Origin of the sequence: Blautia sp. DFI.3.45 (assembly GCF_020593505.1) — a bacterium.
GTDB lineage: Bacteria > Bacillota > Clostridia > Lachnospirales > Lachnospiraceae > Blautia_A > Blautia_A wexlerae.
Genome location: NZ_JAJDMI010000008.1, coordinates 21888 through 45511, shown reverse-complemented (window position 1 = coordinate 45511; position 23624 = coordinate 21888). Strand labels below are relative to the sequence as shown.

18 protein-coding genes and 2 pseudogenes are annotated in these 23624 nt (G+C 41.7%); 4 read left to right on the top strand and 16 right to left on the bottom strand.

Translation table 11 applies throughout. The annotated features are described in order from the left end of the window. Window positions 1-10 precede the first annotated feature (10 nt). Genes LJE09_RS04640 through LJE09_RS04630 form a run of 3 tightly spaced genes read right to left on the bottom strand, consistent with a single transcriptional unit; the run spans window position 11 to window position 2763 of the window. On the bottom strand, window positions 11-1492 hold the full coding sequence (locus LJE09_RS04640; RefSeq protein WP_118338613.1) for an ATP-binding protein: 1482 nt from the start codon (window positions 1490-1492) through the stop codon (window positions 11-13). A 3-nt stretch (window positions 1493-1495) separates the two neighbouring features. Beyond that, window positions 1496-2203, bottom strand: coding sequence for a LytR/AlgR family response regulator transcription factor (locus tag LJE09_RS04635; protein ID WP_025579789.1), 708 nt, complete (start codon window positions 2201-2203; stop codon window positions 1496-1498). A gap of 5 nt (window positions 2204-2208) precedes the next feature. Continuing rightward, window positions 2209-2763: a hypothetical protein gene (locus tag LJE09_RS04630; protein ID WP_025579787.1), complete on the bottom strand. Its 555-nt coding sequence runs from the start codon at window positions 2761-2763 to the stop codon at window positions 2209-2211. A 118-nt stretch (window positions 2764-2881) separates the two neighbouring features. On the opposite strand from LJE09_RS04630, the gene LJE09_RS04625 reads away from it, so the two are divergent. Both LJE09_RS04625 and LJE09_RS04620 read left to right on the top strand, forming a co-directional pair. Further along, entirely contained in the window at window positions 2882-3217 is a 336-nt protein-coding gene (locus tag LJE09_RS04625) for a helix-turn-helix domain-containing protein (protein WP_025579785.1), read from the top strand. A gap of 187 nt (window positions 3218-3404) precedes the next feature. After that, window positions 3405-4292 carry a C40 family peptidase gene (locus LJE09_RS04620; protein WP_055152296.1) on the top strand — a complete coding sequence of 296 codons (888 nt, stop codon included), beginning with the start codon at window positions 3405-3407 and terminating at the stop codon, window positions 4290-4292. A gap of 142 nt (window positions 4293-4434) precedes the next feature. Here the strand turns inward: LJE09_RS04620 and LJE09_RS04615 are convergent, their stop codons facing one another. The 6 genes and pseudogenes from LJE09_RS04615 to LJE09_RS18690 all read right to left on the bottom strand — a co-directional run. Next, window positions 4435-5199, bottom strand: coding sequence for a hypothetical protein (locus LJE09_RS04615; protein ID WP_118338614.1), 765 nt, complete (start codon window positions 5197-5199; stop codon window positions 4435-4437). A gap of 281 nt (window positions 5200-5480) precedes the next feature. After that, window positions 5481-8162, bottom strand: coding sequence for an Ig domain-containing protein (locus tag LJE09_RS04610; protein ID WP_227311019.1), 2682 nt, complete (start codon window positions 8160-8162; stop codon window positions 5481-5483). Between the two features lie 188 nt (window positions 8163-8350). Further along, window positions 8351-9319, bottom strand: a complete 969-nt coding sequence (locus LJE09_RS04605; RefSeq protein WP_161234398.1) for a Gfo/Idh/MocA family protein — start codon at window positions 9317-9319, stop codon at window positions 8351-8353. 176 nt (window positions 9320-9495) lie between these two features. Further along, a complete protein-coding gene (locus LJE09_RS04600; protein ID WP_227311017.1) occupies window positions 9496-10659 on the bottom strand; it encodes an RNA-guided endonuclease InsQ/TnpB family protein in 1164 nt (387 codons plus the stop codon). Next, window positions 10622-11266 (bottom strand): annotated as a pseudogene (locus LJE09_RS04595) (IS607 family transposase). The gene LJE09_RS04600 and the pseudogene LJE09_RS04595 overlap by 38 nt, the downstream one beginning before the upstream one ends. A 68-nt stretch (window positions 11267-11334) precedes the next feature. Beyond that, window positions 11335-11478 (bottom strand): annotated as a pseudogene (locus LJE09_RS18690) (DUF6783 domain-containing protein); the annotation flags it as partial. Here LJE09_RS18690 and LJE09_RS18685 point away from each other — a divergent pair. Further along, a complete protein-coding gene (locus LJE09_RS18685) occupies window positions 11416-11562 on the top strand; it encodes a DUF6783 domain-containing protein (RefSeq protein ID WP_306441521.1) in 147 nt (48 codons plus the stop codon). The pseudogene LJE09_RS18690 and the gene LJE09_RS18685 sit on opposite strands and share 63 nt — an antisense overlap. Window positions 11563-11606: 44 nt before the next feature. On the opposite strand, the gene LJE09_RS04590 is transcribed toward LJE09_RS18685, so the two are convergent. The 5 genes from LJE09_RS04590 to LJE09_RS04570 all read right to left on the bottom strand — a co-directional run bounded on the left by LJE09_RS04590 (window position 11607) and on the right by LJE09_RS04570 (window position 14252). Then, window positions 11607-11804 carry a small, acid-soluble spore protein, alpha/beta type gene (locus LJE09_RS04590; protein ID WP_022380942.1) on the bottom strand — a complete coding sequence of 66 codons (198 nt, stop codon included), beginning with the start codon at window positions 11802-11804 and terminating at the stop codon, window positions 11607-11609. A gap of 140 nt (window positions 11805-11944) precedes the next feature. Further along, window positions 11945-12130 (bottom strand): PspC domain-containing protein, encoded by a 186-nt coding sequence (locus LJE09_RS04585; protein ID WP_008706626.1) that lies wholly within the window; start codon window positions 12128-12130, stop codon window positions 11945-11947. A gap of 132 nt (window positions 12131-12262) precedes the next feature. Next, window positions 12263-13231, bottom strand: coding sequence for a DUF4097 family beta strand repeat-containing protein (locus LJE09_RS04580; RefSeq protein WP_227311016.1), 969 nt, complete (start codon window positions 13229-13231; stop codon window positions 12263-12265). Continuing rightward, window positions 13228-13935 (bottom strand): DUF1700 domain-containing protein, encoded by a 708-nt coding sequence (locus LJE09_RS04575; protein WP_227311014.1) that lies wholly within the window; start codon window positions 13933-13935, stop codon window positions 13228-13230. The genes LJE09_RS04580 and LJE09_RS04575 overlap by 4 nt, the downstream gene beginning before the upstream one ends. After that, the gene (locus LJE09_RS04570; RefSeq protein ID WP_020993548.1) at window positions 13932-14252 is read right to left on the bottom strand and encodes a PadR family transcriptional regulator; all 321 of its coding nucleotides are present in this window, start codon (window positions 14250-14252) and stop codon (window positions 13932-13934) included. The genes LJE09_RS04575 and LJE09_RS04570 overlap by 4 nt, the downstream gene beginning before the upstream one ends. A 762-nt stretch (window positions 14253-15014) precedes the next feature. Here LJE09_RS04570 and LJE09_RS04565 point away from each other — a divergent pair. Further along, window positions 15015-16418 carry an RsmF rRNA methyltransferase first C-terminal domain-containing protein gene (locus tag LJE09_RS04565; RefSeq protein ID WP_227311012.1) on the top strand — a complete coding sequence of 468 codons (1404 nt, stop codon included), beginning with the start codon at window positions 15015-15017 and terminating at the stop codon, window positions 16416-16418. A 55-nt stretch (window positions 16419-16473) separates the two neighbouring features. On the opposite strand, the gene addA is transcribed toward LJE09_RS04565, so the two are convergent. Both addA and LJE09_RS04555 read right to left on the bottom strand, forming a co-directional pair. Beyond that, a complete protein-coding gene (addA, locus tag LJE09_RS04560) occupies window positions 16474-20283 on the bottom strand; it encodes a helicase-exonuclease AddAB subunit AddA (RefSeq protein ID WP_227311010.1) in 3810 nt (1269 codons plus the stop codon). Between the two features lies 1 nt (window position 20284). Continuing rightward, window positions 20285-23623 carry a PD-(D/E)XK nuclease family protein gene (locus LJE09_RS04555; RefSeq protein ID WP_227311009.1) on the bottom strand — a complete coding sequence of 1113 codons (3339 nt, stop codon included), beginning with the start codon at window positions 23621-23623 and terminating at the stop codon, window positions 20285-20287. Window position 23624: the final 1 nt, after the last annotated feature.

Below are 23624 nucleotides of genomic sequence, written 5' to 3'. Positions count from 1 at the left end.
CACTCTCCCATTATGTATTATCGCTAATTATTATTTCTACTTCAAAAAAATCTTTATCATATTTAAAATCTATTTCACCATTATACTTTCTTACAATTTGTTTGACACTTTCAATCCCCCATCCGTGCTCATCTTTCTCTTTTTTACTTGTATAAAATTTAGTGTTTTTTTCATAAGGTTTATATATGCTTGTATTCTTTACTTTAAAAATAAACATATCATTAATATTTCGAAAAATACACGTAATTTTACCTTTTCCCTCTTCACACTTTTCAGCAGCTTCTATTGCATTATCCAAAAGATTTCCTAGGAGTACAACAAAATCTATGTCTTTCATCGGAATTTTTTCTATTTTTGAATCTACTTTAAAAAAAATATTCTTTTCTTCCATTTTTCGCACTTTTATATTCAACATAAAATTTATTTCTGGAATTCCTGTCCACGCTACTCCACTATATCTAATGCTTTCTCTCTTGTAATGATTCAAAAAAGTGATACATGAATCCAGTTCTCCATTTTCCAGGCATTCTTTTATATATAAAAGCAAATGTTTTTCATCGTGCACCAAACACCGATACCGGTCATATGACATTCTCAATTCTTCATATTCTTCTTCCATTAATTTGCATCTCATATCTAAAATCTGATTTCTCATTTCTAGGGTCTTTTTTTGAAACTTAACATATACACCAATCAATGCTATATTACTAACTGCTAATAAACATGCGGTCATTACAAAATTTTCCTTTTTAATCGTACCAAATTTGTATATGATGCTAACTATTAATAAAACATACTCTAACAATCCAATAATAAAAAGTTCCTTCAGACGTGTACGCAATATTCCTTTTATACTGTTTACTGACAAAATAAATTTAATTATCCAAAATATGAATAAACAGCCTAAAATCCAAAATATAACTTCCTGATATGTATGTCCTCTCGGATATGAATAAAAATCATCCCACTGTTTATGGTTAAACACCCCTGCATATACAACATAAGCCTCTTTTATCAATCCTATATTAACTGCATAGAAAAAATTCCAAACATATGCCTGTTTAAATGTGCAATCAAAGTAGCAAAAAACATATAATACAATTATTCCACTCCCAAGAATAATCATTAACAACGATTGATATCCAGCCCAATACTGAGCAGTTAACCAAAATATCATGCCGATATATAATATTCTTCTTAAGACCATCTCCTTTTTCTTTACAAAAAAAATATCATATATAATTCCTGCAATTAATCCAATTATGTATATACAAATAACTTTTATGACATATTTTTCTATTTTTTTATCAATCTGCCATAATGAAACAGAAAAATTATAAATTCCAAAAAAAATCAAAGAATACAACAGCCATTCTAGAACATAATATTTTTTTTCTAATATTCTTCGTTCAGAAAACGTCTGGCTAAATATCCAGACACCTATCCCTGTCTCCATAAACGTTGCCAGTCCATACAATAAAACTTTCAGCATTCTTCATACCCCCCAGTAATTCAGAATTGCTTCTCTGACACCTTTGAATCTTTCTCTGCCAACTGTAATAATATTACCGTCCCGCATATAAAGATCCCTTCCTTTCATCTTCATCACATGTTGGATGTTTGCAAGATATCCTCTGTCAGATATAATAAATTCTTTTGAATTCAGTTCCTTTTCTACTGTTGACAGACTTGCTCTGATCTTTACTTCCCCACGCCTGTGCACAAAAATGACATATTTTCCTTCTTTTTTCATATAGAAAATATCAGAATATGCCAGTTTTTCAACTTCATTTCTTTTATTTATGATATAGTACCGCTCTTCTTTCTCCATAATTCCAGGAAGAAGCGCATCATAAGCCTGCGGAAGTTTTTCCTTCAGACACTCTTTGGGGATATAACGATAGGTGTTTACCTCATATGCTTCTATTGCATAATCCACAAAATTTGTAATAAATATAATAACCGGATCCGGATAAAGTCTGCGAATTTCCCTCGCTGCCTCTATTCCGTTTTCTCCAGGCATCCGGATATCCAGAATATACATATCGAATTTTTCTTCATTCAATCCCAGCAGAAACCATTCCACATTCTGGTATATCGTTACCGTGCAATCTACGTTTTTCTCTGCAAAATACTGTTCTGTGATATCCTTTTCTTTTTTCAGATACATTTCGTCATCATCCAGAATCATTATTCTTATCATAGCAATTATTCCTCCATGAATGTATAAAATCTGAATTTCTTCACATCATAAAAATAACTTTCATCCTTATTGATGACCAGCTCATAAACCTCGATATCCCCTTTGGTTGTCACATCAGTTCTGTGATACTGATAAATGTATCTGCCTTCCTCATGGTTTTTTACCTTTCTGATGATATCATCCACCAGTTCTCCGATTGTCATCGGACTGTCTCTGGAAGGTCTCCATCTTCCAATCATACCACGAACCTGTGACTTGGTCAGTTTAATTCTCTTTCCAAGAAGATATCCTTTCGGGAAAAAGTCTTCTCTGGTCTTTCCTGTCTTTTTTAATATCTCACGTATTGTCTTATTTTCTTCATCTAAAGCAAATCCCATATTAGCATAAGCCTGCATATGAAGCAACGCTAATTCGAGATATTTACTGTTTTCAGATTCTTTATTCCATAACAGTAATTTGTCCAGACTTTTATATACAGTTTCTCTGATTGTAATTCCCTGATTTTGCAAAGTCTGCAAAGAAAACATCATGGTATACAAATCCTTTGTATATTCGTCCATATTCCTATATTCCTCCTGTCATAAAACATATCAAATTTGATTAGTCGCTTGTCATTTATATCCTTATACATATTTAATTCCGTCTGTTAAACTTTATCAAAGGAAAGGATTTTTATTTATGAAAAACAATACTATCGGAAAAAGAATTGCAGAAGCTCGGATCAACAGAAATATTACCCAGGAACACCTGGAAGAATTAAGTGGTTTATCTGTAAGTACGATCAGCCGGATTGAAACAGGTAAGTATATGCCTACTATTGAAAATCTCCTTAAGCTTTCTGAAATTCTTGATGTGGGACTTGACTATTTTCTTTATGATCTGCTTCCTCATAATAAAGATATTCAAAGCCCGGCTATTCAGGATGCGATTTCAATCATGAATCAAATGGGTGAACGCCAGACTGAATACATTGTAAAAATACTGAAAATATACCAGGCCTCTCATCAGGATTAAATATAATTACAATTCGACAATTTTCGTGTTTTTGTCCTCGAAAAGCATTTTTCTGACCTCGAAGCAACAATCAGGAAATGCTTTTTATTTTTTTCTGTTTCATGTTTACATTTTTCCCTTTTCTCACTCTTTATAAGATGTATCACCGGTGAGCAAATAAATAATCAAATTTCAGGAGGATAAAAAAATGACAAAAACAGAAAAAGCAGTAACATGGGCAATTGAAATCGCAAACGATCCGGCACACGGATATGATCAGGATAACAGATGGGGACCGGACTACGATTGTTCTTCACTGGTAATCTCTGCATGGCAGCAGGCTGGTGTACCTGTAAAAACAAAAGGAGCTTATAATACCAAAAGTATGAAGTCTGTTTTCCTGTCTTGCGGATTCAAAGACGTTACTTCCAGTGTTAATCTTGACAACGGAAGCGGTATGAAACGCGGTGATGTACTGTTAAACATTGCACGCCATACAGTTATGCATATCGGCAACGGCAAAGTAGTTTCTGCCAGTATAAATGAAAATGGTGGAGCCCACGGTGGTACTCCGGGTGACCAGAATGGCAACGAAATTAAAATCCAGAATTACTACAACTGCCCGTGGGATTGTGTTCTTCGTTATAATGAAGATTCTACATCTACGGATCCAGAACCACAGCCAACTACTGGAAATGCCAAAATCCGCAAAGGTCAGAGTTATGCCAATAAATTTGCCAATACTGGCATCTCCATTACCGGGAAAAGAGATGCTGCCACTAAGAAAGCAGCTATTAAAGTTCTTCAGACAGCTCTGAACAAAGATTATGGTGCCGGTCTGGATGTAGACGGTATCTGGGGAACTAACACAAGCAATGCCCTTGGTAAACATTACGTAAAAAGCGGTGAAACCCAGTATATGGTAACTGCCGCTGAGATTCTCCTTCTTTTACGTGCTTATGATCCAAACGGTGTAGAGATTCCCGGTACCTTTGGCTCAGGACTTCTCTCTGCTGTAAAGGCATTCCAGAAGGCACAGGGCTTAACGGTTTCCGGAACCTGTGACAGAAATACTTTCCTGAAACTGATCAGCTGATCTTTACCAGATAAACATCCGGCAGAATTCTTTTCACTGATTCTGCCGGATATGCCCCTTCACTATTTCTTGTATATAAAAAGAAACAGTTTTGAAACCCATCAAAATGATTTCAAAACTGTTTCTTTTGTTTTCTTATTTTTTACCACGGAACATATTCGCCGCTGTCTTCATCATAATAATACCAGCCGTTTCCTCTGCCTATAGGACTACAGTCAGATTCCGCAGCCTGAAACGGTATATAGGAATTGGTTCCCGGATCCCAGGAATACAGGTCATACGGATCTCTTACTTTTCCTGATGCATCATCAGGTGCGGTCCAGGTCCAGTAGTATTTATTGCCATCCTGATCCGTAACACCATCTTCATCCATAGCACGCCCAATATCCTCCCAGCTTCCATAACAATTTCCGTCACTGTCATACCAGTTTCCATCGTCAGCCTGAGAAATCAGTCTTCCATTTCCCTCACTGTCATATATCATCGCCTGATCTGCTGTCTGATCAATTTGATTGCCACCGTCGCCTGTTGAGCCATTATTTTCAGATGAATTATTGTCCACGTATGTATTCTGTGAATCATCTGTATTCTGTGAATCATCTGTATTATCCGCATCATTCCCTGAATTCTGTACATCGCCCGCATTATTGGATGAGGCAAATACTTTCGTCTTCTTATCCGCAGTCTGATTTGAATTTTCTTTTCCACCGGATGTACTTTTATTTACCTGTTTTTTATCCGGCTGAGATTTTTCTGCTGTTTTTTGTTTTGTCTGTTCGGATTTCCCCTGTGAATTCTGTGTATAATCAACCTGTGTCGCTGTTTTATTCTGTTCCGCACAGCCCGTCATAGCAGCCGCTGCTGTTAAAATCCCTGCCATAATAATTACAATCTTTTTCTGCTTCATTTTGTTGTCCTTTCTACATTTTCTAAAAATGTCATTGCCTTTATCATAATGTGCTTTTCCTGTTCATTATTACATACTCCACAGGCTTTGATGCCTCATATGTCCCTTATCTGTCATAAAAAGGACATTATTTATCTCCAAATTCAGACAAGATTTGAGTATAATAAGTGGCAGTACCGTAAACTTTGAGTATTACAGGAAAAAGCAGGTATAAACGCCTGGTAAAAGGGGGATTTTTCTTCTTAAAAGTGAAATCTCTGTGAAACAAATGACAGCAGTGCTTATTTCACAACTATTTTCTTTATTTTCGACCATTTCGTATAACTTTTTGCATAGCCTTTTACATAGGCACGTCCTGCAAGGTAGTAGACTCCGGGCTTCACACTTTTAAAGACCACCGTGGTTTTTGTCTGATTTTTCTTTGTATAAGCATAACTGCTTACACCTGCATAGCTGCCGTCATCAGATTTGGAAACTTTCTTTGCCAGTACCCAGTCTGTTCCATCACAGGACTTTGGAACGGTAAACGTCACCGTTACATTTCTTTTTGTTCCCTGTCTGGAAACCTTAGCTGATTTAACAGCAGGTTTTCCTGTTACAAGGCTTGTTTTTACAGTTACCTTCCTGACCTCTGCCCATTTACTGAGCACTTTGGTATCGCTCCCATTCAGATATTTATAAGCATGTACGCCAATATACCACGTTCCTGCCGGTACGCCCCGTAAGATAAGCTCTTTACTGCTTCCGGAATACCCACTCTTTACCTTTATATAATCCGATGGTTCTTTTCCGTTCTTACTTCTGGCAGCAACAACATCGTAACCGTCCGGTTCCTCACCCTTGCTGTTAAGTACTATTCTGACATCATTTTTCTTCACCTGCACCTTCTGAACCACAGGTGCGTCCGGAGTCTTTACCTTTACCGTAACCGGAACCCCGTCTGACCATTCCCCATATTCCATAACATGGCTGCTGTTCTCTTTGTATGCCCTGCAATAAAGACTATGTGTTCCCTCCGGAATATACTTCAGCTCAGGATATTGATTCAGTTCAGAATTTGTAATTTTTGTCTGCGCAGTATAATTCCCTTTTTTCAGATCCTTCTGAGATTTGGCTGTCACAAACTGATAGCCGTCTGCTTCGTTGGAAAGATCTCTCAGATAAAGCATTGCATAATTTGTTCTCACTCCGGTTCTCAATAAGTCAATAACCGGTCTGTTTAATGTCTGATATGCATCCACCTGTACCATTATCTGCACAGCAGTGTCCAGTCCTTCATTATTTTCATCTTCATTCAGTTCCAGATGACCGGTCACTGTAAAACTTTGAGCTGCCTTGCTTTTCGGATCATACACACAATCCTCCACATCCCACTTCACAGATGCAGAAAATGTTGTTTTCTTTCCATCCACCTCGGTACCATAAACTTCCAGCCAATCTGGCAGATGCAAAGCATCAGCTGTTTTTTCTGCACCATTGGTAATTCCGGTCACAGGCTCAACAGCATCTGCCAGTCCCTGATAAGTCCGGTCTCCTACAATAAAAGAATTATACAGATTCTGCGTTGTCAGGTGTTCTCCTGCCACTGTTTTCGCAGTCACAGTCACCTGAAAACTATATTTTCCCACCGAAAGCCCCAGTTTTGGCAAGAGTCTCAGTTCTGTGCTCTCCCCAGGTGCCAGATAAGCATTTCCGGACAATGACACACTGCATTCTTTACTGCGGTTAAAAGACAGCTTCATATCTGTGTCAGTAACATTTTTCAGAATATATGTCTTTGCTTCCGGAAGTGTCTTATAACCCCACTGCATTGTCGGAAAAGCCCCGGCAGACTTTTCAGTAATTTCCAGCTGCTTCTTTTCTGTCGGATTCTTCTCTCTGTTCATTGTAACATGAAGAGGATATCTGCTTCCGTCATCTGCGAGAAATGCAAACGTTTCATCATAAATTCCGTATTCCTGCTTCGGCAATATATAAAAATAAAGCGTTTCTCCCGGTTTCAGCAGCTTTTTGGAATCCTGTTCCTCATAATCTTCTGTCCACTTTGCCATCTGGTCATCTACTTCAAAGTTCTTAAGACCGGAAGTGTCTACCCGTATTCTGGTTTCCTTTTTCCCTGAATTTCTGACTACTACATACTTCTCCACACGAAATTCCGGATCATAGAAATCGCTTTCTGTAAACTCTTCTTCTGTACCTGTTTCTATACTCAGCTCATAATCTTTTTCAGAGGAAGCTCCCACAATTACTTTCAGAGTAACCTTACAGGAAGCACCTTCTTTTGTCTCAAATGTCACTGTCTCTTCATAATTTCCGGCAGGCAGATCCTTCTTATCATCAATGTCCACAGCCGCACAACTTCCGGGCTGCATTTCTTCATCCGTATTTGTATCGAAAATCGGTGCATAGGAAAAATCAAAATATCTGCTCTGCGGAAAATCAGAGAGATGAAGCGAATCTGTTCCTGCATTATAAAGAAATAACCGCTTACGTGACTGTTCTCCCTCTGCATGAATTCCCAGATCGATCAAAGCAGTACCTGATGTCAGCTCATACTGCTTTATAACAGGTTCCTGCTCACGCTGTGCAACATAAAGGCTCAGTTCCTGTGAAGAAACTCCAATACCATTGTCCGCCTGTACAGTAAAGCTGAAACTCCCTTCCTTCTGCGGTGTTCCGCTGATCACTCCCCCGGAAGACAACGTAAGTCCCGCCGGAAGCTCGCTTCCCTCCTCCAGACTCCAGCTCACATCTGTATCAGCTTCAAGCTGTACCTGATATTCTGTTCCAATCTCTCCACCCGGCAGAACCATATCTGTCAATATGGCAGGAATACTCCCTGTTCCATCACTGAAAGATTCTCCCGCCGAAAAAACTTCCGCCCCGCATACTGTTAACGGAGCTGCTGCTGTCATAATTGCCGATAAAAAAACTGCTGTAAAAATTTTGTAATTACTTTTCATTCTTCTCCTCCAGATAATAAAATATAAAAGTATCAATTTACCTAATTAATATACCACTGGACGGAAATGTTTCTGTAATTACGAAATGATATGTAATCTAATGGTCATGAATATCAGAAAAGCCAGTAATGTTTCGGGTATATGTCAAAAACATTACTGGTCTTTTTTATAAGATTATTCCACACTTTTTATTCGATACAGGGAATCTCATAATTCCAGGATTTACGGATGTCATCCATGATTTTCATAATCCTTATTGTTTCCGCATGAGGCATTTCCGGACACTCCGTTTTTCCCTCATGAATTGCTTTCATGCAGGATTCTACCTCATATTCATATCCTGAGATCTGTTCCGGCACAACATAAGAAGCCACTTCTTTATGTTCGGTATCAAACACTGTAATCTTTTCCGGATTATTGATATTCTGCACCTGCATATATCCTCTGGTTCCGAAAATACTTCCCATTCTGTCTGAGATTTCTCTTGCTCCACACTGAAGGGTTGCCATGCGGTCTCCCTCAAACACCATGGCAATGCTGTCCAGAATATCCACTCCATTCTGAAAGATTGCAGTAGCCTTTACATCCTTTACCTTATCGCCAAGCACCATGGAGGCAAAATTGATCGGATATACGCCTACATCCAGAAGAGCACCTCCTGCAAGCTCCGGTTTACGGATACGTTCCACATGACTTACTGTATAGCTGAGATTCGCGGTAACTGCCGTAACTTCTCCGATCACACCACTTTCAATAATATCGTTGATCATCTTTCTGGACGGCATATATCTTGTCCAGATTGCTTCTGTGATCAGAAGCTTTTTCTCTTTTGCAAGGTCAAATAATTTTTGTGCCTGCTCTGCATTTACAGTAAATGCCTTTTCACAAAGCACATGCTTTCCCGCTTCCAGACACATTTTCGCATGCAGATAATGGTGTGAATGAGGAGTTGCGATATAAACCAGTCCAACCTCATCATCTGCCAGCATTTCCTCATAGGATCCATATGCTTTTTTTACTTCATATTTCTGTGCAAATTCCCGGGCACGTTCCAGATCACGGGCAGCAACCGCATACGCCTCCACATCTTTCATTCCTGCCACTGTTTTCGCCATAGTAGAAGCAATGCCTCCTGCTCCCAGAATACCTAACTTCATTTTACTGTCCGTTACTGAAAACTTATAAAAAGTTATAAACTTCTATGTTTCATTCCTACTTCAACGAGTATGCTTTTGATGATATAAATATCTATCTACTCACAAGTTCTTGTACTCTCCATAGGCGTAAATTCCGGACTAACGTATCCGTACATATTTGCATTAACGTTTCAGTGTCAGCCTGCAAATTGTTCTCCATAAGTCTTGAGATTTATAGATGCCTGGAAATCTCTGTCAATCATATTCCCACACGCACATCTATAAACTCTGTCAGATAACTTCAGATCTTTTTTGATGTTTCCACAACAGCTGCAAAGCTTTGATGATGGATAAAACCGATCAGCCACAATAAGCTGGATCCCTTTATCGCTACACCTATATTCAAGCTGTTTTCTAAACCCAAAAAATCCCTGTGCCTGAACTGCTTTGGATAAATGTCTGTTTTTCATCATTCCGCTGACATTCAGATCTTCAATACATATAAATCTTGGTTTTCGATTTACGATCTCCGATATGGTCTGATTTAAATAATTTTTACGGATGTTTGTTAATCTGTGATTTCGTTTTAATAAAAGTTTTTCCTTTTTGATTACATTATTTGTTTTACAGTAACTTTCCCCTTTCTTATTTTTCTCGTAAGAACGAGAGATACTACGCTGTAATCTGCGTTTCTGTTTTTCTGATTTCTTTACTTTCTGACTCTTATTGATGTTCTTATACTTAGTCCCATCAGAGCAGACAGCCAAATCTTTGATTCCCAGGTCTATGCCGACTCCGTCATCATTAAGTATTTCCCTGCAGTCAGGAAATTCTACACATACACTGATCCACCAGTTCAATCCGTCAAAGGATATTCGCGGATTCATATATTTAGCATTTGTCGGAATTCGTCCATGTTCTGCAAGTCTTACCCAATTCATTTTTTGTTTGTTGGCTTTCCTGCTGGAGGAAAAGCCTTCAAATTTAACATGGGTATTACTGAATCGTATCTTAACGTTGTCCTGATAGAACTTCGGCATTGACCTCTTTTTTGACTTGAATCTCGGGAATTTCTGCAACCCCCTGAAAAAGTTCTTATAAGCAGTACAGGCATCTTTGATCGCCTGTTTTGTTACATTATTTGAAATATTCAATAACCATGCATATTCATCAGAATGTCTAAGCTTTGTAAATTCTTTTCTGAGTTCTGCATCTGAAATGAATTTTCCGCCTTTTTCATAGTTTTCTATTTCCCTTGCCAAAGCCCAGTTATAGGCAAATCTTGAAGCACCGGCGTACTGAAACAACTTAGTTTTCTGCACGTTATTTGGTATCAACATTACTTTTATGGCTTTTACCATCTGCTTCCTCCTGTATTAATTCCCGGATAAGTTTCTTAGCTTTGTTTGCTCGTTTTCCTTGTAATTTGCAACTGAATACAGTGATTATCTGAACCAGATCTTCAACAAGTTCCTGCTGTTCGGACTTTTCAGTATTATCAATAATCTCAATCTCACAATTATAAAGTGAAGCGATATATTCTATCAACTCAAAACCAAATCGCAGTAACCGATCTTTATACAAAACAACAACCTTTTCAACCTGATTTTGAGATATTCGCCTGATCAATTCCTGGAGCCCTTTTTTCTTATAATTAATTCCGGAACCGATATCACTTATTATCTCAAACGGCTGTCCTTTTGCCAGAAGATATGTTTTAACATTATCAATCTGTCGTTCCAGATCATCTTTTTGTTTATGACTGGAAACACGACAATATCCAATTGTAATGCGGTTTTTAGGCTTTACATTTATTACCTGGTTGAGTTACTCATCAGAATAATATCTATAACCACTTACTGTAGTATGATGCGGATGAAGTTTTCCATTGGCATCCCAATTTCGTAATGTCTGGGCAGATACGCCTATAATTTTTGAAAATTCATGTATAGAATAATATTTACTCAAAGTATCAACTCCTTTCAATAATATCCCACTCTAATATCTTATAAAACTCAACATATACTTATATGATTTTATAATTTATATTTAACTGTTAATTCCATCCCATATTTCTTAGCTACTCCAGAGCGTGTCTGAAAAAGGCTTTCTGCAAGATGTGCGTCACAATTTGTGGGAGATTTTGTTCGAATAAGGGCGTCATAGCGGACTACGACAACCGAATTCGGACAAAATATACCACAAAATGGGGCGTGCATCTTGTGAGAATGATTTTTCAAACACGTTCTAATACCTGTTCTTAATTTTACAGCATCATCGTCCGGAGAACAAGCTTATTCCATATTATTTATTTTTTCAATTTCTCTTTTTTTCGTTTCGTCATCAACCCTCCGATCCTTCCGGTCTCTTTTGCAGACAGACTTTTCCATCCATCACTCAATACTCTGTCCAGCAGTCCCATTTCCTCTGCAATTTCATACTTCATTCTGACCTCCGGCAATAATTCTCCATCAAGATAAGCTTTTATTTCCTTCTCTTTATCCAAAACAGCCCACACTCCTTTTCTTTGGAGTATGGGCTGTTTTCTTAATTTTTATACTGTATTTCATTCAAACGGATATTTGCAATCCGCTTCGCTGCCTGCCTGATTCGGTTAAACTTCTGTCTATTGCAGATTGGATTATGTTATCTTTTGGGAATAATAATTGCAGCAATGATATATGCCCAGATTCCCGCACCGCCAAAGCAGGTAAGGATCACCCATGCCAGACGCACCAGCGTAGGGTCAATATCAAAATATTCTGCGATTCCTCCACATACACCGCAAAGCATACTGTTTTCTGATGATTTGTATAAACGTTTGTCACCCATGTTCCATTTCCTCCTTAAACCCAGATTAGTCAAGCAGATAAAATCATCCGCTTCGCTACTTACTCTACACCGAATAACTTCCTGATTCGGTTAAATACCACTTTTATTTCTGCACGTCAGAGTATATGCTCTTCAGGATATCTGCAAATCTCTGTGCTCTTTCCCGGAGAAATCTACTGATATATTTCCCATACCGCACTCCAGATCCAATTTCCTGTCCGCGCCTTTATTGGAAATGGTTTTCTCCCGTCCAAGTCCACTGTAGGAATCAGAACCTACATCCAGATTTCCCACTCCACATTCCAGATCATAATTATAATCCTCCTGCGTACCGGTCAGTGTCAGATCCAGTTCACCCAGACCACATTCTCCATCTGTCTTCCTGGCGCTCAGATCTGCAAATGTCATACTTCCGGTTCCGATTTCCAGATCTGCCTCCCTTGCAGTCACCGGATTCTTACTTTCAAATTCCCCGGCTCCCATCTCCACACTCAGCTTCTCTGTCTCAATATCTCTGTTCATATAAACAGTACCTGCACCCATCTCAATCTCCAACTCCTGAAGCTTAATATCTTTCGGATAGGAGATACACACCTTTCTGGTCTTAGACAGTTTTTTCGTGCTTCTGACCTTAAGAGTATCTGAACTCTCCTTCACTGTCACATTCTTCCCACTGTCATCATAAACTCTGACACAGAAACTGTCGCCCTCTTCCAGAATCAGCTCATCGTACTTCAGCTCTATATCCAGCTTTGTGGGCTGATACTTCAACTGATATACAGTGCCATCTTCCTCATTCTCATCAACAGCGCGGGCATAATCCTCACTGTCGTCACAGTCGTCGCTGTCGTCATAATCATCGCTGTCATAGTCATCGCTGTCATCATAATCATCATCGTCATAATCATCATCGTCATCATAATCATCGCTGTCATCATAATCATAATCCCCGTCTGCCACCAGAAGCACCCTTTTCAGGCTTTTCACCCCTGTCAGTTCCGACATACTGGCTCCCATAACACCACCGGCAGCTGTCAGCCCGATTCCCACAGCACCAAAAATCCCCGCTGCGATCAACATTCCTTTTGTAAACTTCTTCATTTAACCTCCTCCTTTCTCTTTCTGTAAAGCAACCTGTTAAAAAAGTCGGTAATCTTCCGAAACCATTTCGGCACAATGTGTACTGCGATGCTGATCAGTCCTAATATCATAAGGATTGCCAGAGCAATCATCAGACATCCAATTCCTATGGTCAGGATCCCGGTTCCGGTCATTACAACCAAAAGCCCTGCTCCAGCCACAACAGCTGCAATTCCGCCAACCAGTAAAGCCATAGCACCTATGCCCAATCCAACGATCAGCCAGAACGGAAGCAGTAAGATTCCAACTGCAAATGTCAGAATCCCACCAACAGCCCCCTTAACAAAAGGAGAAATAAAAACCAGCAGGATCACCGCAAGGATCAGCACCGCCTGATTCCCCTTTCTGAAAAAACGCTTCCCTGTTCCCGACTCTTCTCCATATCTCTCAGGCATCTGGCCTCTCTCTTTAGTCCGGGCATCCTCATAGCCATGCTCTGTATATTCTCCATACTCATAGCCTCCTGCCGAACCTTTCAGATCCGCCTTGATGATCGCTGCAACTTTCTTGGGACTTCCAAGTTCCCTGAGCACCGAAGCTTCATTTTCAGCTCCTGCATCATCGAAATAACTATTATAAAAATCAAGGGCATCCTGCCTCTCTGTCTCGGAAATATCAGCAAGCAGCTTCTCCAGCTCCTGCATAAACTGCGCCCTGTCCATCATCCTATTCCTCCCTCAAACATCCCGCTTATCTTGGATGCATAAATTTTCCATTCAGCTTTATAAAACTCCAGCTGCGCAGCACCTCTGTCCGTCAGCTTATAATAACGCCTGTTACGTCCTGCATACGCCATATCGTAAACCTCCAGACAATCATCCTTCTGCAGCCTCCTGAGCACCGGATACAAAGTAGACTCCGAAACATCCAGAACTCCACGCACATCCTGCGTGATCTTATACCCGTAAGTCCCTTCCTTCTCCTTAGAAACAACCGCCAGAACAACCGCATCCAGAAGCGCAGCACCCGTATTAAAAACCATATGCTCACTCCCTCGTTTCAATTATGTTCTGTACAGACAGCATCATCTCTGCAATCCAGCCTTAGAGCGTGTCTGAAAAATGCTCCAGACTATACCAAAGGTAAACGCCATTTCACATCTGATACATTTATTCCATCCTGTTCACATACTATACAGAACATCAATATTGTTTTGTTAACGATATTATATGATGTATAATATGATTTTGTCAATACTATTTAGCAAAAATCATTTATACTTTATAATCATATTGATACCTTTACTGAAAATACCTCCTTAACGTCTTCCGGTTCACTATAGCGATCCTCATAAATAATGCATTTAAAAGCATTGCCATATATCAATTTCTTATTTCATAAATTACTGCAAACAATCCAGTCCATCATAGAATGAAGTCCTGCTGAACTGTCTTGATTGCATTATTTTATTAAATTGCTATAGTATTTCATAAACTTAATATTCCATAAACCTCACGTTATACTACAGTTATTTTCAGTAAACAGCGCAGGAAAATATATCTGTCTGAGTGCATTTGCAGGCATCTTAGATCTTCTTAGCCGGTAGAAATCTGCGTTATGGAGAAAAATCGCAACCTGTCTGAGCGAAGCCTGCAGCGGAGCGAGTTTTGCATTTTTCTCCATGCTTTTAGCAGATTTTTACCGACTTAGAAGATCTTAGATGCCGAAACCGCACTCAGACAGATATATTTTCCTGCGCGTCCCCCCACCAACCCAAAACTACAGCAAAGGAAACCAACCCATTATGAACGAAAACACAACACCCCTCCACCCCGCCTTCCTCACCCGAATGAAAGAAATGCTCGGCAACGAATACCCCTCCTTCCTCTCCAGCTTCAATGCCCCCCGAACCTACGGCCTGCGCATAAACACCTCCAAGATCACCTGCGAAGACTTCGAAAACCTGTCTCCATTTCCAACCCGTCAGATCCCATGGATCAAAAACGGCTACTTCTACAATGAAGACATCCGTCCTTCCAGATGCCCATACTACCAGGCCGGCCTCTACTACCTTCAGGAACCCAGCGCCATGACCCCCGCCTCCCGCATCCCCATCGAGCCGGGTGACAGAGTCCTGGACCTCTGCGCAGCCCCGGGCGGCAAGGCAACTGCAGCAGGCGCAGCACTTCAGGGACAGGGGCTTCTGGTAGCAAACGATATCAGCACTTCCCGCGCCAGAGCCCTCCTTCGCAACCTGGAACTCTTCGGTATCCCAAATGTCTTCGTAGCAAACGAAACACCTGCAAAGTTAACCAAAGCATTCCCCGAATTCTTCGACAAGATCATCCTGGATGCTCCATGCTCCGGAGAAGGAATGTTCCGTAAGGAAGAAGCACTTGCCAAAGACTGGACTCCCGAAAAATCCATGGAGCTTTCCGAAATCCAGAAAGAGCTTATCCTCCAGGCAGCCGATATGCTCCGTCCCGGCGGACTGATGCTTTACTCTACCTGCACATTCGCGCCTGCAGAAGACGAACAAACTGTTTCCCATCTTCTGGAAAACCGTCCTGACATGGAACTGGCAGAAATGGAAGATTATGAAGGCTTCTCCCATGGAGTTCCTGAATGGGGAAACGGAAATCCTGAGCTTATCAAATGCATCCGGATTTTCCCACACAAAATGAACGGAGAGGGACACTTCCTTGCGCTCTTCCGTAAAAAAGGACAGGCAATCCGGGAAAACTCCTGTCCTCACACAAAACCGGACAAAAACGCATTTCCACTGATTGAGGAATTTCTGAACGAAATCGGTCTGAAAACTCTCTGCGGCCAGCCGTTTGACTGGGAACGTGTGGAAATCCGCGGTGATAAAGCCTACTATCTTCCCCCGGTTGCCCACAACTTCCGCGGCATCACCTTCTTAAGAAACGGTCTCTATCTCGGTGACCTGAAGAAAAACCGCTTCGAGCCGTCTCAGCCACTTGCACTGGCAATCCGCAAAGATGAAGCAGAAGCAGTCATCTCTCTCTCCGCTTCTGACGAAAGGATCACCAGATATTTAAAGGGTGAAACCTTAAATATCGAACCCGAAGAAGCAGCTCACAAAAAAGGCTGGCATCTCCTCTGTGCAGATGGATATCCCATTGGCTTCGGCAAACTGGTCAACCAGATCCTGAAAAACAAATATCCGGCAGGGTGGCGCGTATAACACGCGCTTATCCCTGCCGGATATTTGAATTCATAATAATAAATTTTTATTCCGCCTACAGCAATATCTCTTTCTGCAATGTAAACGAATAAATAATCTTCTCCTTCACTTTTTTCCCTGTCATCCGCTCCAATGCCCGGGCATAATCCTCAAGCTGCACATGATACAGATCGATCAGCTTCTGTTCCTGTCCTCTCTTCACTCTATCCGTTTTATAGTCCACAAGAACAATCTCTTCCTCTTCCATAAAATAGGCATCGATAATTCCCTGCACCAGCACTGTTTCGTTCTTCCAACCATCATCGAGCATAGAAGCACTTCTCTGAATCACAAAAGGCTGTTCTCTGTAAAGATGTTTTTTCATGGCAGCCTTCTTCATTCTCTGCCCCAGTCCGGACTCCACAAACCTCCTGATATCTCGGATCCGAATACATTCCGCTTCCTGCTCTGTCATTTTCTGGCTCTCCAGAAGTCTCTTTAACTGAGCCCGAAGCTGTTCCTCTGTATCTGCTTCTGCATAATCCAGACATTCCATTACTCTGTGGTAAGCAGTACCTCTGGCAGCCCCCTTATACTCTTCCTGCTTCTCTGCCATAAATGCAGGAACCGGCACTTCCTGTTCTTCATCCTGCTCTTCGGCAGACACACTGATATTCTCTTCCAGTTCACTTTCATCATGCCAGCTTCTCTTTTTCAGATCCGAAACACTGACTTTAACCGGAATATCTTCCAGATATTTATACGGATATACAAAGGAAAATCTCTTCTCTATCTCTTCCTTCACAACCTCATCATACACTTTATTTTCATCCCAGTTCTTCAGATATTCCTCCTGCATCTGGTTTCCTGCCTGGATGAGAACTGCCTTTTCTGTCATCTGACGGACAGTGATCTTTTTTATCACAAACTCAGAGATATCATCGTAAATCCCCGGCTGTTTCTTCATGAGGATTCCATATTCCCACAGAAGTTCACTCATGGCCCGATGCCGCACCAGTGCAGGCAGTACAAAAGCCCAGTAATTCTTTGCTTTCATTCTGGTTCCCAGTGGGAGCAGTTCTTCTTCCTCATCCAGAAAACGCGACAGCGACAGCATCTGCTTTTCCAGCTTTCCGACTGTTCCTGTAAGGATCAGTTTCTCTTTTGCTCTTGTCATGGCAACGTAAAGTACCCTCAGTTCCTCTCCCAGACTCTCTTTCAGAAGCTGTCTTCTGATCACCTGCTTATTCAGCGAAGATGCGATCACCCGTTTCTCCGGTATGATAGCATCAGCCCCTATTCCCAGTTCCGGATGAAGCAAAAGACCTGCATTCATATCTTGAAAATTAAACTGTTTTCCCATACCGGCCACAAATACTACCGGAAATTCAAGTCCCTTACTCTTGTGGATCGTCATGATCTCCACTGCGGTATTGCCCGCTCCTGTCAGATTGACTTCTCCATAGTCTACCTGATATGCCTGTAGCTGTTCGATATAACGAACAAAGTTAAACAGACCCCTGTAGCTTGTCTTCTCGTAGTCCATAGCTTTCTCCACAAGCATGGTAAGATTTGCAAAACGCTGCTCCCCTCCCGGAAGTGCCCTTGCATAATCTCCATACCCGGTTTCTTTTAGCACATAAAGGATCAATTCGTGGACCGGCGTATATGCAGCCATATTTCTTACCTTTTCAAGTAGACTCAGAAATCCTTTTAATTTAATATTCAGAGAATTCTTTTCATCTGTTCGCAGATTACTGTTTAACAATTCAGATTTCAGCTTATCCGAATCCAGTTCTTTTTCCGGGATTTCATTTTCTCCTGCATATGCCGAAACACTCTCATAGAGCAGACCATCAGGATACTGTATTCTAAGCTCTGCCAGTTCCTGTGAAGTGCATCCGACGATTGGTGAACGAAGCACTCCCATAAGCGGAATATCCTGCAGCGGATTGTCACACACCTTCAGATAATTCAATACAGTCACAATCTCGGTTGCAGAGAAATATCCGGTTCTTGATGTACAATATACGGGAATCCCCTGAGATGCCAGCACTTCCCTGAATGTTTCTGCCCATCCATAGGCAGTGCGCAGCAGGATTACAATATCCCCGTATTCCACAGACCGGTATTCCTTCTTCTCTTTATCTACGATCTGTTCTTTTCCCACAATTTCTTTAATTCTCTGTGCAATGGCCAGCGCCTCCAGTTCCTGCCCGGTCTGATTTTCCATTTCCCTGCGGTTTCCCGATGCACCTGCGTCTTCATAGTCCTGTACATCAGACAGTTCTTCTCCGTCTCTCTCGACCAGAAGAACCTCTGTCTTTACAAATTCCTCTGACTCTCCTTCCGGAAAAGAAGCTCCAGGATAAAGGGCTGCATCTTTGTCATAGGTAATCCCTCCCAGGTCTTCCCCCATGATCTGTCGGAAAATAAAGTTTACACTCTCCAGAACCTGTTCCCTGCTCCGGAAATTTTTGTGCAGGTCAATTCTCTGCTCCTGTGCTTCTTCTGTGGAATAACTTTTATATTTTTCCATGAAAAGCTCCGGCCTTGCCAGACGGAAACGATAGATACTCTGCTTTACATCTCCTACCATGAAGATATTTTTCTTCTGGTTGATCCACCCGGATACTGCTGTTGTCAGAAGCTCCTGCACTAAGTTACTGTCCTGATATTCATCCACCAAGACTTCATCATACTTTGCGGAGAGCTCTCTCGCAGCCTGAGACATATGGATTTCTTCCCCTTCTTTCGTCATCAGTATCTGCAGGGCAAAATGTTCCATATCCGTAAAATCCAGAATATTCTTTTCTCTCTTCGCCTCTCCGAACTGTTTTTTAAATCGTGCCGTCAACTCAACTAACATCTCTATTGGGCCTCTGATATATCTGATCACTTCCAGAAGTTCTTTCTCTGCACTCTGGAAATATCGCTGCCCCAGTTCCTTCAGAATCCCCTTTTCCTCATCCCGGAGATCTTTCACTCTCTGCTTCTTCTGTTCATCTACATCCGCAGCCTTCTTTGTGCTCAGCCGGGCAAATGAGGGTTTCATAAGTATTTCTGCAGTTCCATTATAATCTCTTTTCTCTGCCAGTTCCTGCAGACTTCTTATAAGAAGCAGATCACTGCTCAGTGCCTCATCATACAGATACGGACCATCCGGCTCTGAGCAGATTCTTCGAGCCTCCTGCACCAGAAGCTTCGCTTCCTGCAGTTCATCCTTCACTGCATCCCAGAGCATCCTCATCCACTCAGTCTCTCTTAACTCTTCCAGGGAATCAATCCTGTAATCATCCATACACCCGGACAGCCATTCCTGCGGAAAAGGATTGCTCATAGCCATTTCATATAATTTCTGTATCAGGTTTCCCAGATTTTCATCTGACTTTCCTGTTGCAAAGCATTCCACGAATTTCTGAAACTTTTCATCTTTTTTGGCATAATATTCTTCAAGCAGTGCTTTCACAACATCTCCTCGCAGAAGCTTCAGCTCCCCCTCATCTGCCGTCCGATATCCCGGATCCAGTCCGATCAGATGAAAGTAATTCCGGATAATATAGGCACAGAAACCATCAATAGTTGTAATCTGTGCAGTATGAAGCAGGGTTGTCTGTCTCTGCAGATGCTCATTATCGGGATCCTCACAGAGTGCTTTTTCAATAGCTGCCGAGATCCTCTCTTTCATTTCACCTGCTGCCGCTCTTGTAAATGTCATGATCAGCAGTCTGTCAATATCCACAGGGTGTTCTTTATCTGTTATCTTACTCAGGATACGTTCTACCAGTACTGCCGTTTTTCCGGACCCAGCTGCCGCACTGACCAGAATATTTCTGTCCCGCAGCCGTATAACCTCCTGCTGCTCCTTTGTCCACTGTACGCCCATCTTATTCTGCCTCCCTGTCAAATGCTTTCCATAATTCCTCATCAGAGAAGTTTTTCAGTCTGCGGAATTCATATCCTGACAGCCTGCGGTCAAATCCGCATACCGTCATATACGGACAATAAGTACACGCATTCTTTTTTCCGAGCTCATAGGGAGAAACCTCTGCATCTCCCTCCAGAATAGAACTTCTTATCTTCTCAATCTTCGTCCTTACATACCGTCCAAGCACTGCGAACTGTGTTCTGTCTGCCACAGAAGAATTTTTGCGAAAGCTTCCGTCCTTATTAAATGCGACAGGAATGGAGCCAAGACTGCTGTCCATTCTGTACACAAGCTCCGGATCTGCCTGAACCAGCCCATTCATCTTCAGTTCTTTCATAAGACCTGCACTGACTGCTTCCACATCCGCATCTATCTTCTCCTGGATCATAGGATCCTTGATATTGTAATAAAAAACTCCCGCAGGAATAATCTCCTTATCCGGATATTTCTTCTGCTCTACACGCAGAGCACCATCCAGATAGATCATCAGCTGTAACTGCAGGCCATGATACAGATAAACCAGGTCAAAGGATGTATTTCCGGTTTTATAATCAATCACCTTCACATACACCTTATTCTGATCTTCCATAATATCTACTCTGTCAATCCGTCCTCCCCCGAAGGTTACCTCAAAGCCTTCTGGCTGAAATTCTCCCTGTTCCAACTGTTTCTGAAGTGCCCATACCGTCCTTCTGAGGATTCTCCTTGTTCTCTCGATCATATATTCATTTCTGGCACTGCTTTTGAGCACCGTGTTTCCATAATCTGCCACAATATTATCCAGACACCGGTCCGCAATCTCATTCCGTTCCTGTTCTGTCAGCTCTGTCCATTTCATGCCTCTTTTTCGCACTTCTTCTGCAAAGCTTTCCAGTGCTTCATGCATAACATTTCCCATATCCATAGGTTTAAACTCATATTCCACACGCTCGGTAAGCTTCATTCCATACTGAAGGAAATGTGCAAATGCACAGGCTGCAAAACGTTCCAGTCTGGTAGCACTGTAAGGTGAAACCTCTCCGTATAATGCCTTCGCCACACTCTGGCTGATAATGTCCTCTGGTTTTCCGGCAAAAGCCGACTGTACCAGCTTCTGTACTCTGCTTCTGTATTCCGGATTCCGCAGATACCAGCTGTAAAGCTCTCCAAACATTGCATCCGTCTCATCTGCCTGCTCCAGAATATCCTCATGTTCTTTCTCTGTCTCCTGTACCAGCTTCTCCAGAAACAGATCAATCCCAGCTTCCGGATTTTCCGGATAACAATAAGAATTTTCAATTTCCAGCTTCGGATACAGACTGCGTATACTCCCGATCAGATATGCCGGACTTATGCCTTCTCCTTTTGCATTGGTATCACTATAGGAGAGGATCAGCTTTTCTCCCGGTTTCGTCATATTCAGATACAGATAAAACCTCTGCATATTCATCAGTTCTTTAGGCCCCGGTGCCAGTTCCACTCCTTGCTCCTGGAAGAAATCCCTGTCAAGCTCTGATAAGATTCCGCCTGTCTGTGTGCTCTTTGGGATATTTCCCTCATTCACGCCAACAAAGAACAACGCCTTAATCTCCTTTAAGCGGGATCGTTCCATATCACCCACCATTACCTGATCTATGCTCGGCGGAATCAGTGCTACTTTTGCCTGAGAAAGTCCTGATTCCAGAAGCTGTCGAAACTCCTGTCTGTTTACCGTTTCTTCGCCAAGAATCTCAACCATCTTATCCAGCAGGTCCATCACAATTCCATAAATCTGGTTATATTCTTTTTCCATTGCTTTATCGCCTGACTCTTTAAACTTTCGCTCCTGTCGTTTCAGTTTCTGCCAGACATTGCTTTTTTGGATAAACTCATAGAGAATCCGGCAGTACTCTTCCACTGTCTTCTTACCGGAACCAAATCCCTGCGCAAGTTCCCTTACTTCTTCCGCAAAGATTTCTCTGATCTCATTCAGTTCCTGTATCTTCTCCGCTTCCATTCCTCTGTACACACGAACCCATTTTTCAGACCATTTCTTATATCCCCGGATTCCCAGCGCCAGCACGTAATTCTCCAGCTTATCAGCCTGTTCTCTGGTAACTTCTGACATCCCGCATCTGAGATAACGGAAAACGCTCTCATAAGGAAATCCCTGTACCGCCATCTCCATGGCAGCGCGCAGATACTCCACAAAAGGATTCATCATTACCGAGTGCTTCTCGTCAATAAAATATGGAATATCTGCCTCCTCAAATACCTGTGCTGCAAGTCTTGCATATTCTTCCAGATTTCCTGTGATCACTGCAATCTCACCATAGTGGTATCCGCAAGTACGCACAAGTTCTGACATCCTTCTGGCAGCCTCCCGCATTTCTTCCAGGGGGGATGGCGCAGTAAATATTTTTATCTCCTGCTGTTCTTCGGCATACACGCCCTTTCTGTAGCGGAAGATATTTTTCTCCAGAAACTGTAAGGCAGGTGCATGTGCAAACCGGGACTGTCCGGATGGTTTCAGATACACCGGATCCTCCAGATCTCTGGTCAGCCCTGCAAGTGTCCGTATCATCTGTTTGCTCATAAAGAAAAGCTGATAAGGTTTTCCCGGCGAAAAAGCATCCTCCCGTTCGTCCATAGTCACAGTAACACTTATTCGGTCAGCAATGACCAGAAGTTCCCTGAGTACATTTACCTGAATTGGCGTGAATCCGGTAAATCCATCAAAGAGAAATTCCGCTCCCTTAAGTTTTTCGGAAAAAGGAAGCTGTTTAAGCAGGACATCCATCACTTCTTCTCCAGTCATATAATGCCCCTTCAGGAATTCCCTGAATGACTGATAAAGGATTCCCACATCCTTAAGCTTCATTTCAAGTAATGGCTGATCTTTGGCCTTCTCTTTCATTTCTGCCAGATTCTCTTCTCTGATATCATACTGCATAAATTCTGACACCAGAGATTTCACCTCATCCAGATATCCCGGCTTATTCATCTGGCTTCCCAGATAGGCAAGTTCCCTTCTGTGCTGCTGCACCATTTTCTGCAGCACCATGCTTTTTCCCGTATCTTCCAGAACCTTTCTGTTATCTCCGCCGGTTTCTTCAAATACACGGTACGCAAGACGTTCAAAGCTCAGGATGTCAATATTCAGGATTCCTTTTCCCGGGTGCATTTCCACCAGCGTCTTCTGTGTCTGCATGGTAAACTGCTCCGGAACAATAATATAGTAATTTCTCTCCGGGTGTTCCATGGACTCCCGGATTACTCTCTCATATGCAAAATAAGACTTTCCGGCACCGGAACTGCCGATAATAAACTGTAATGACATT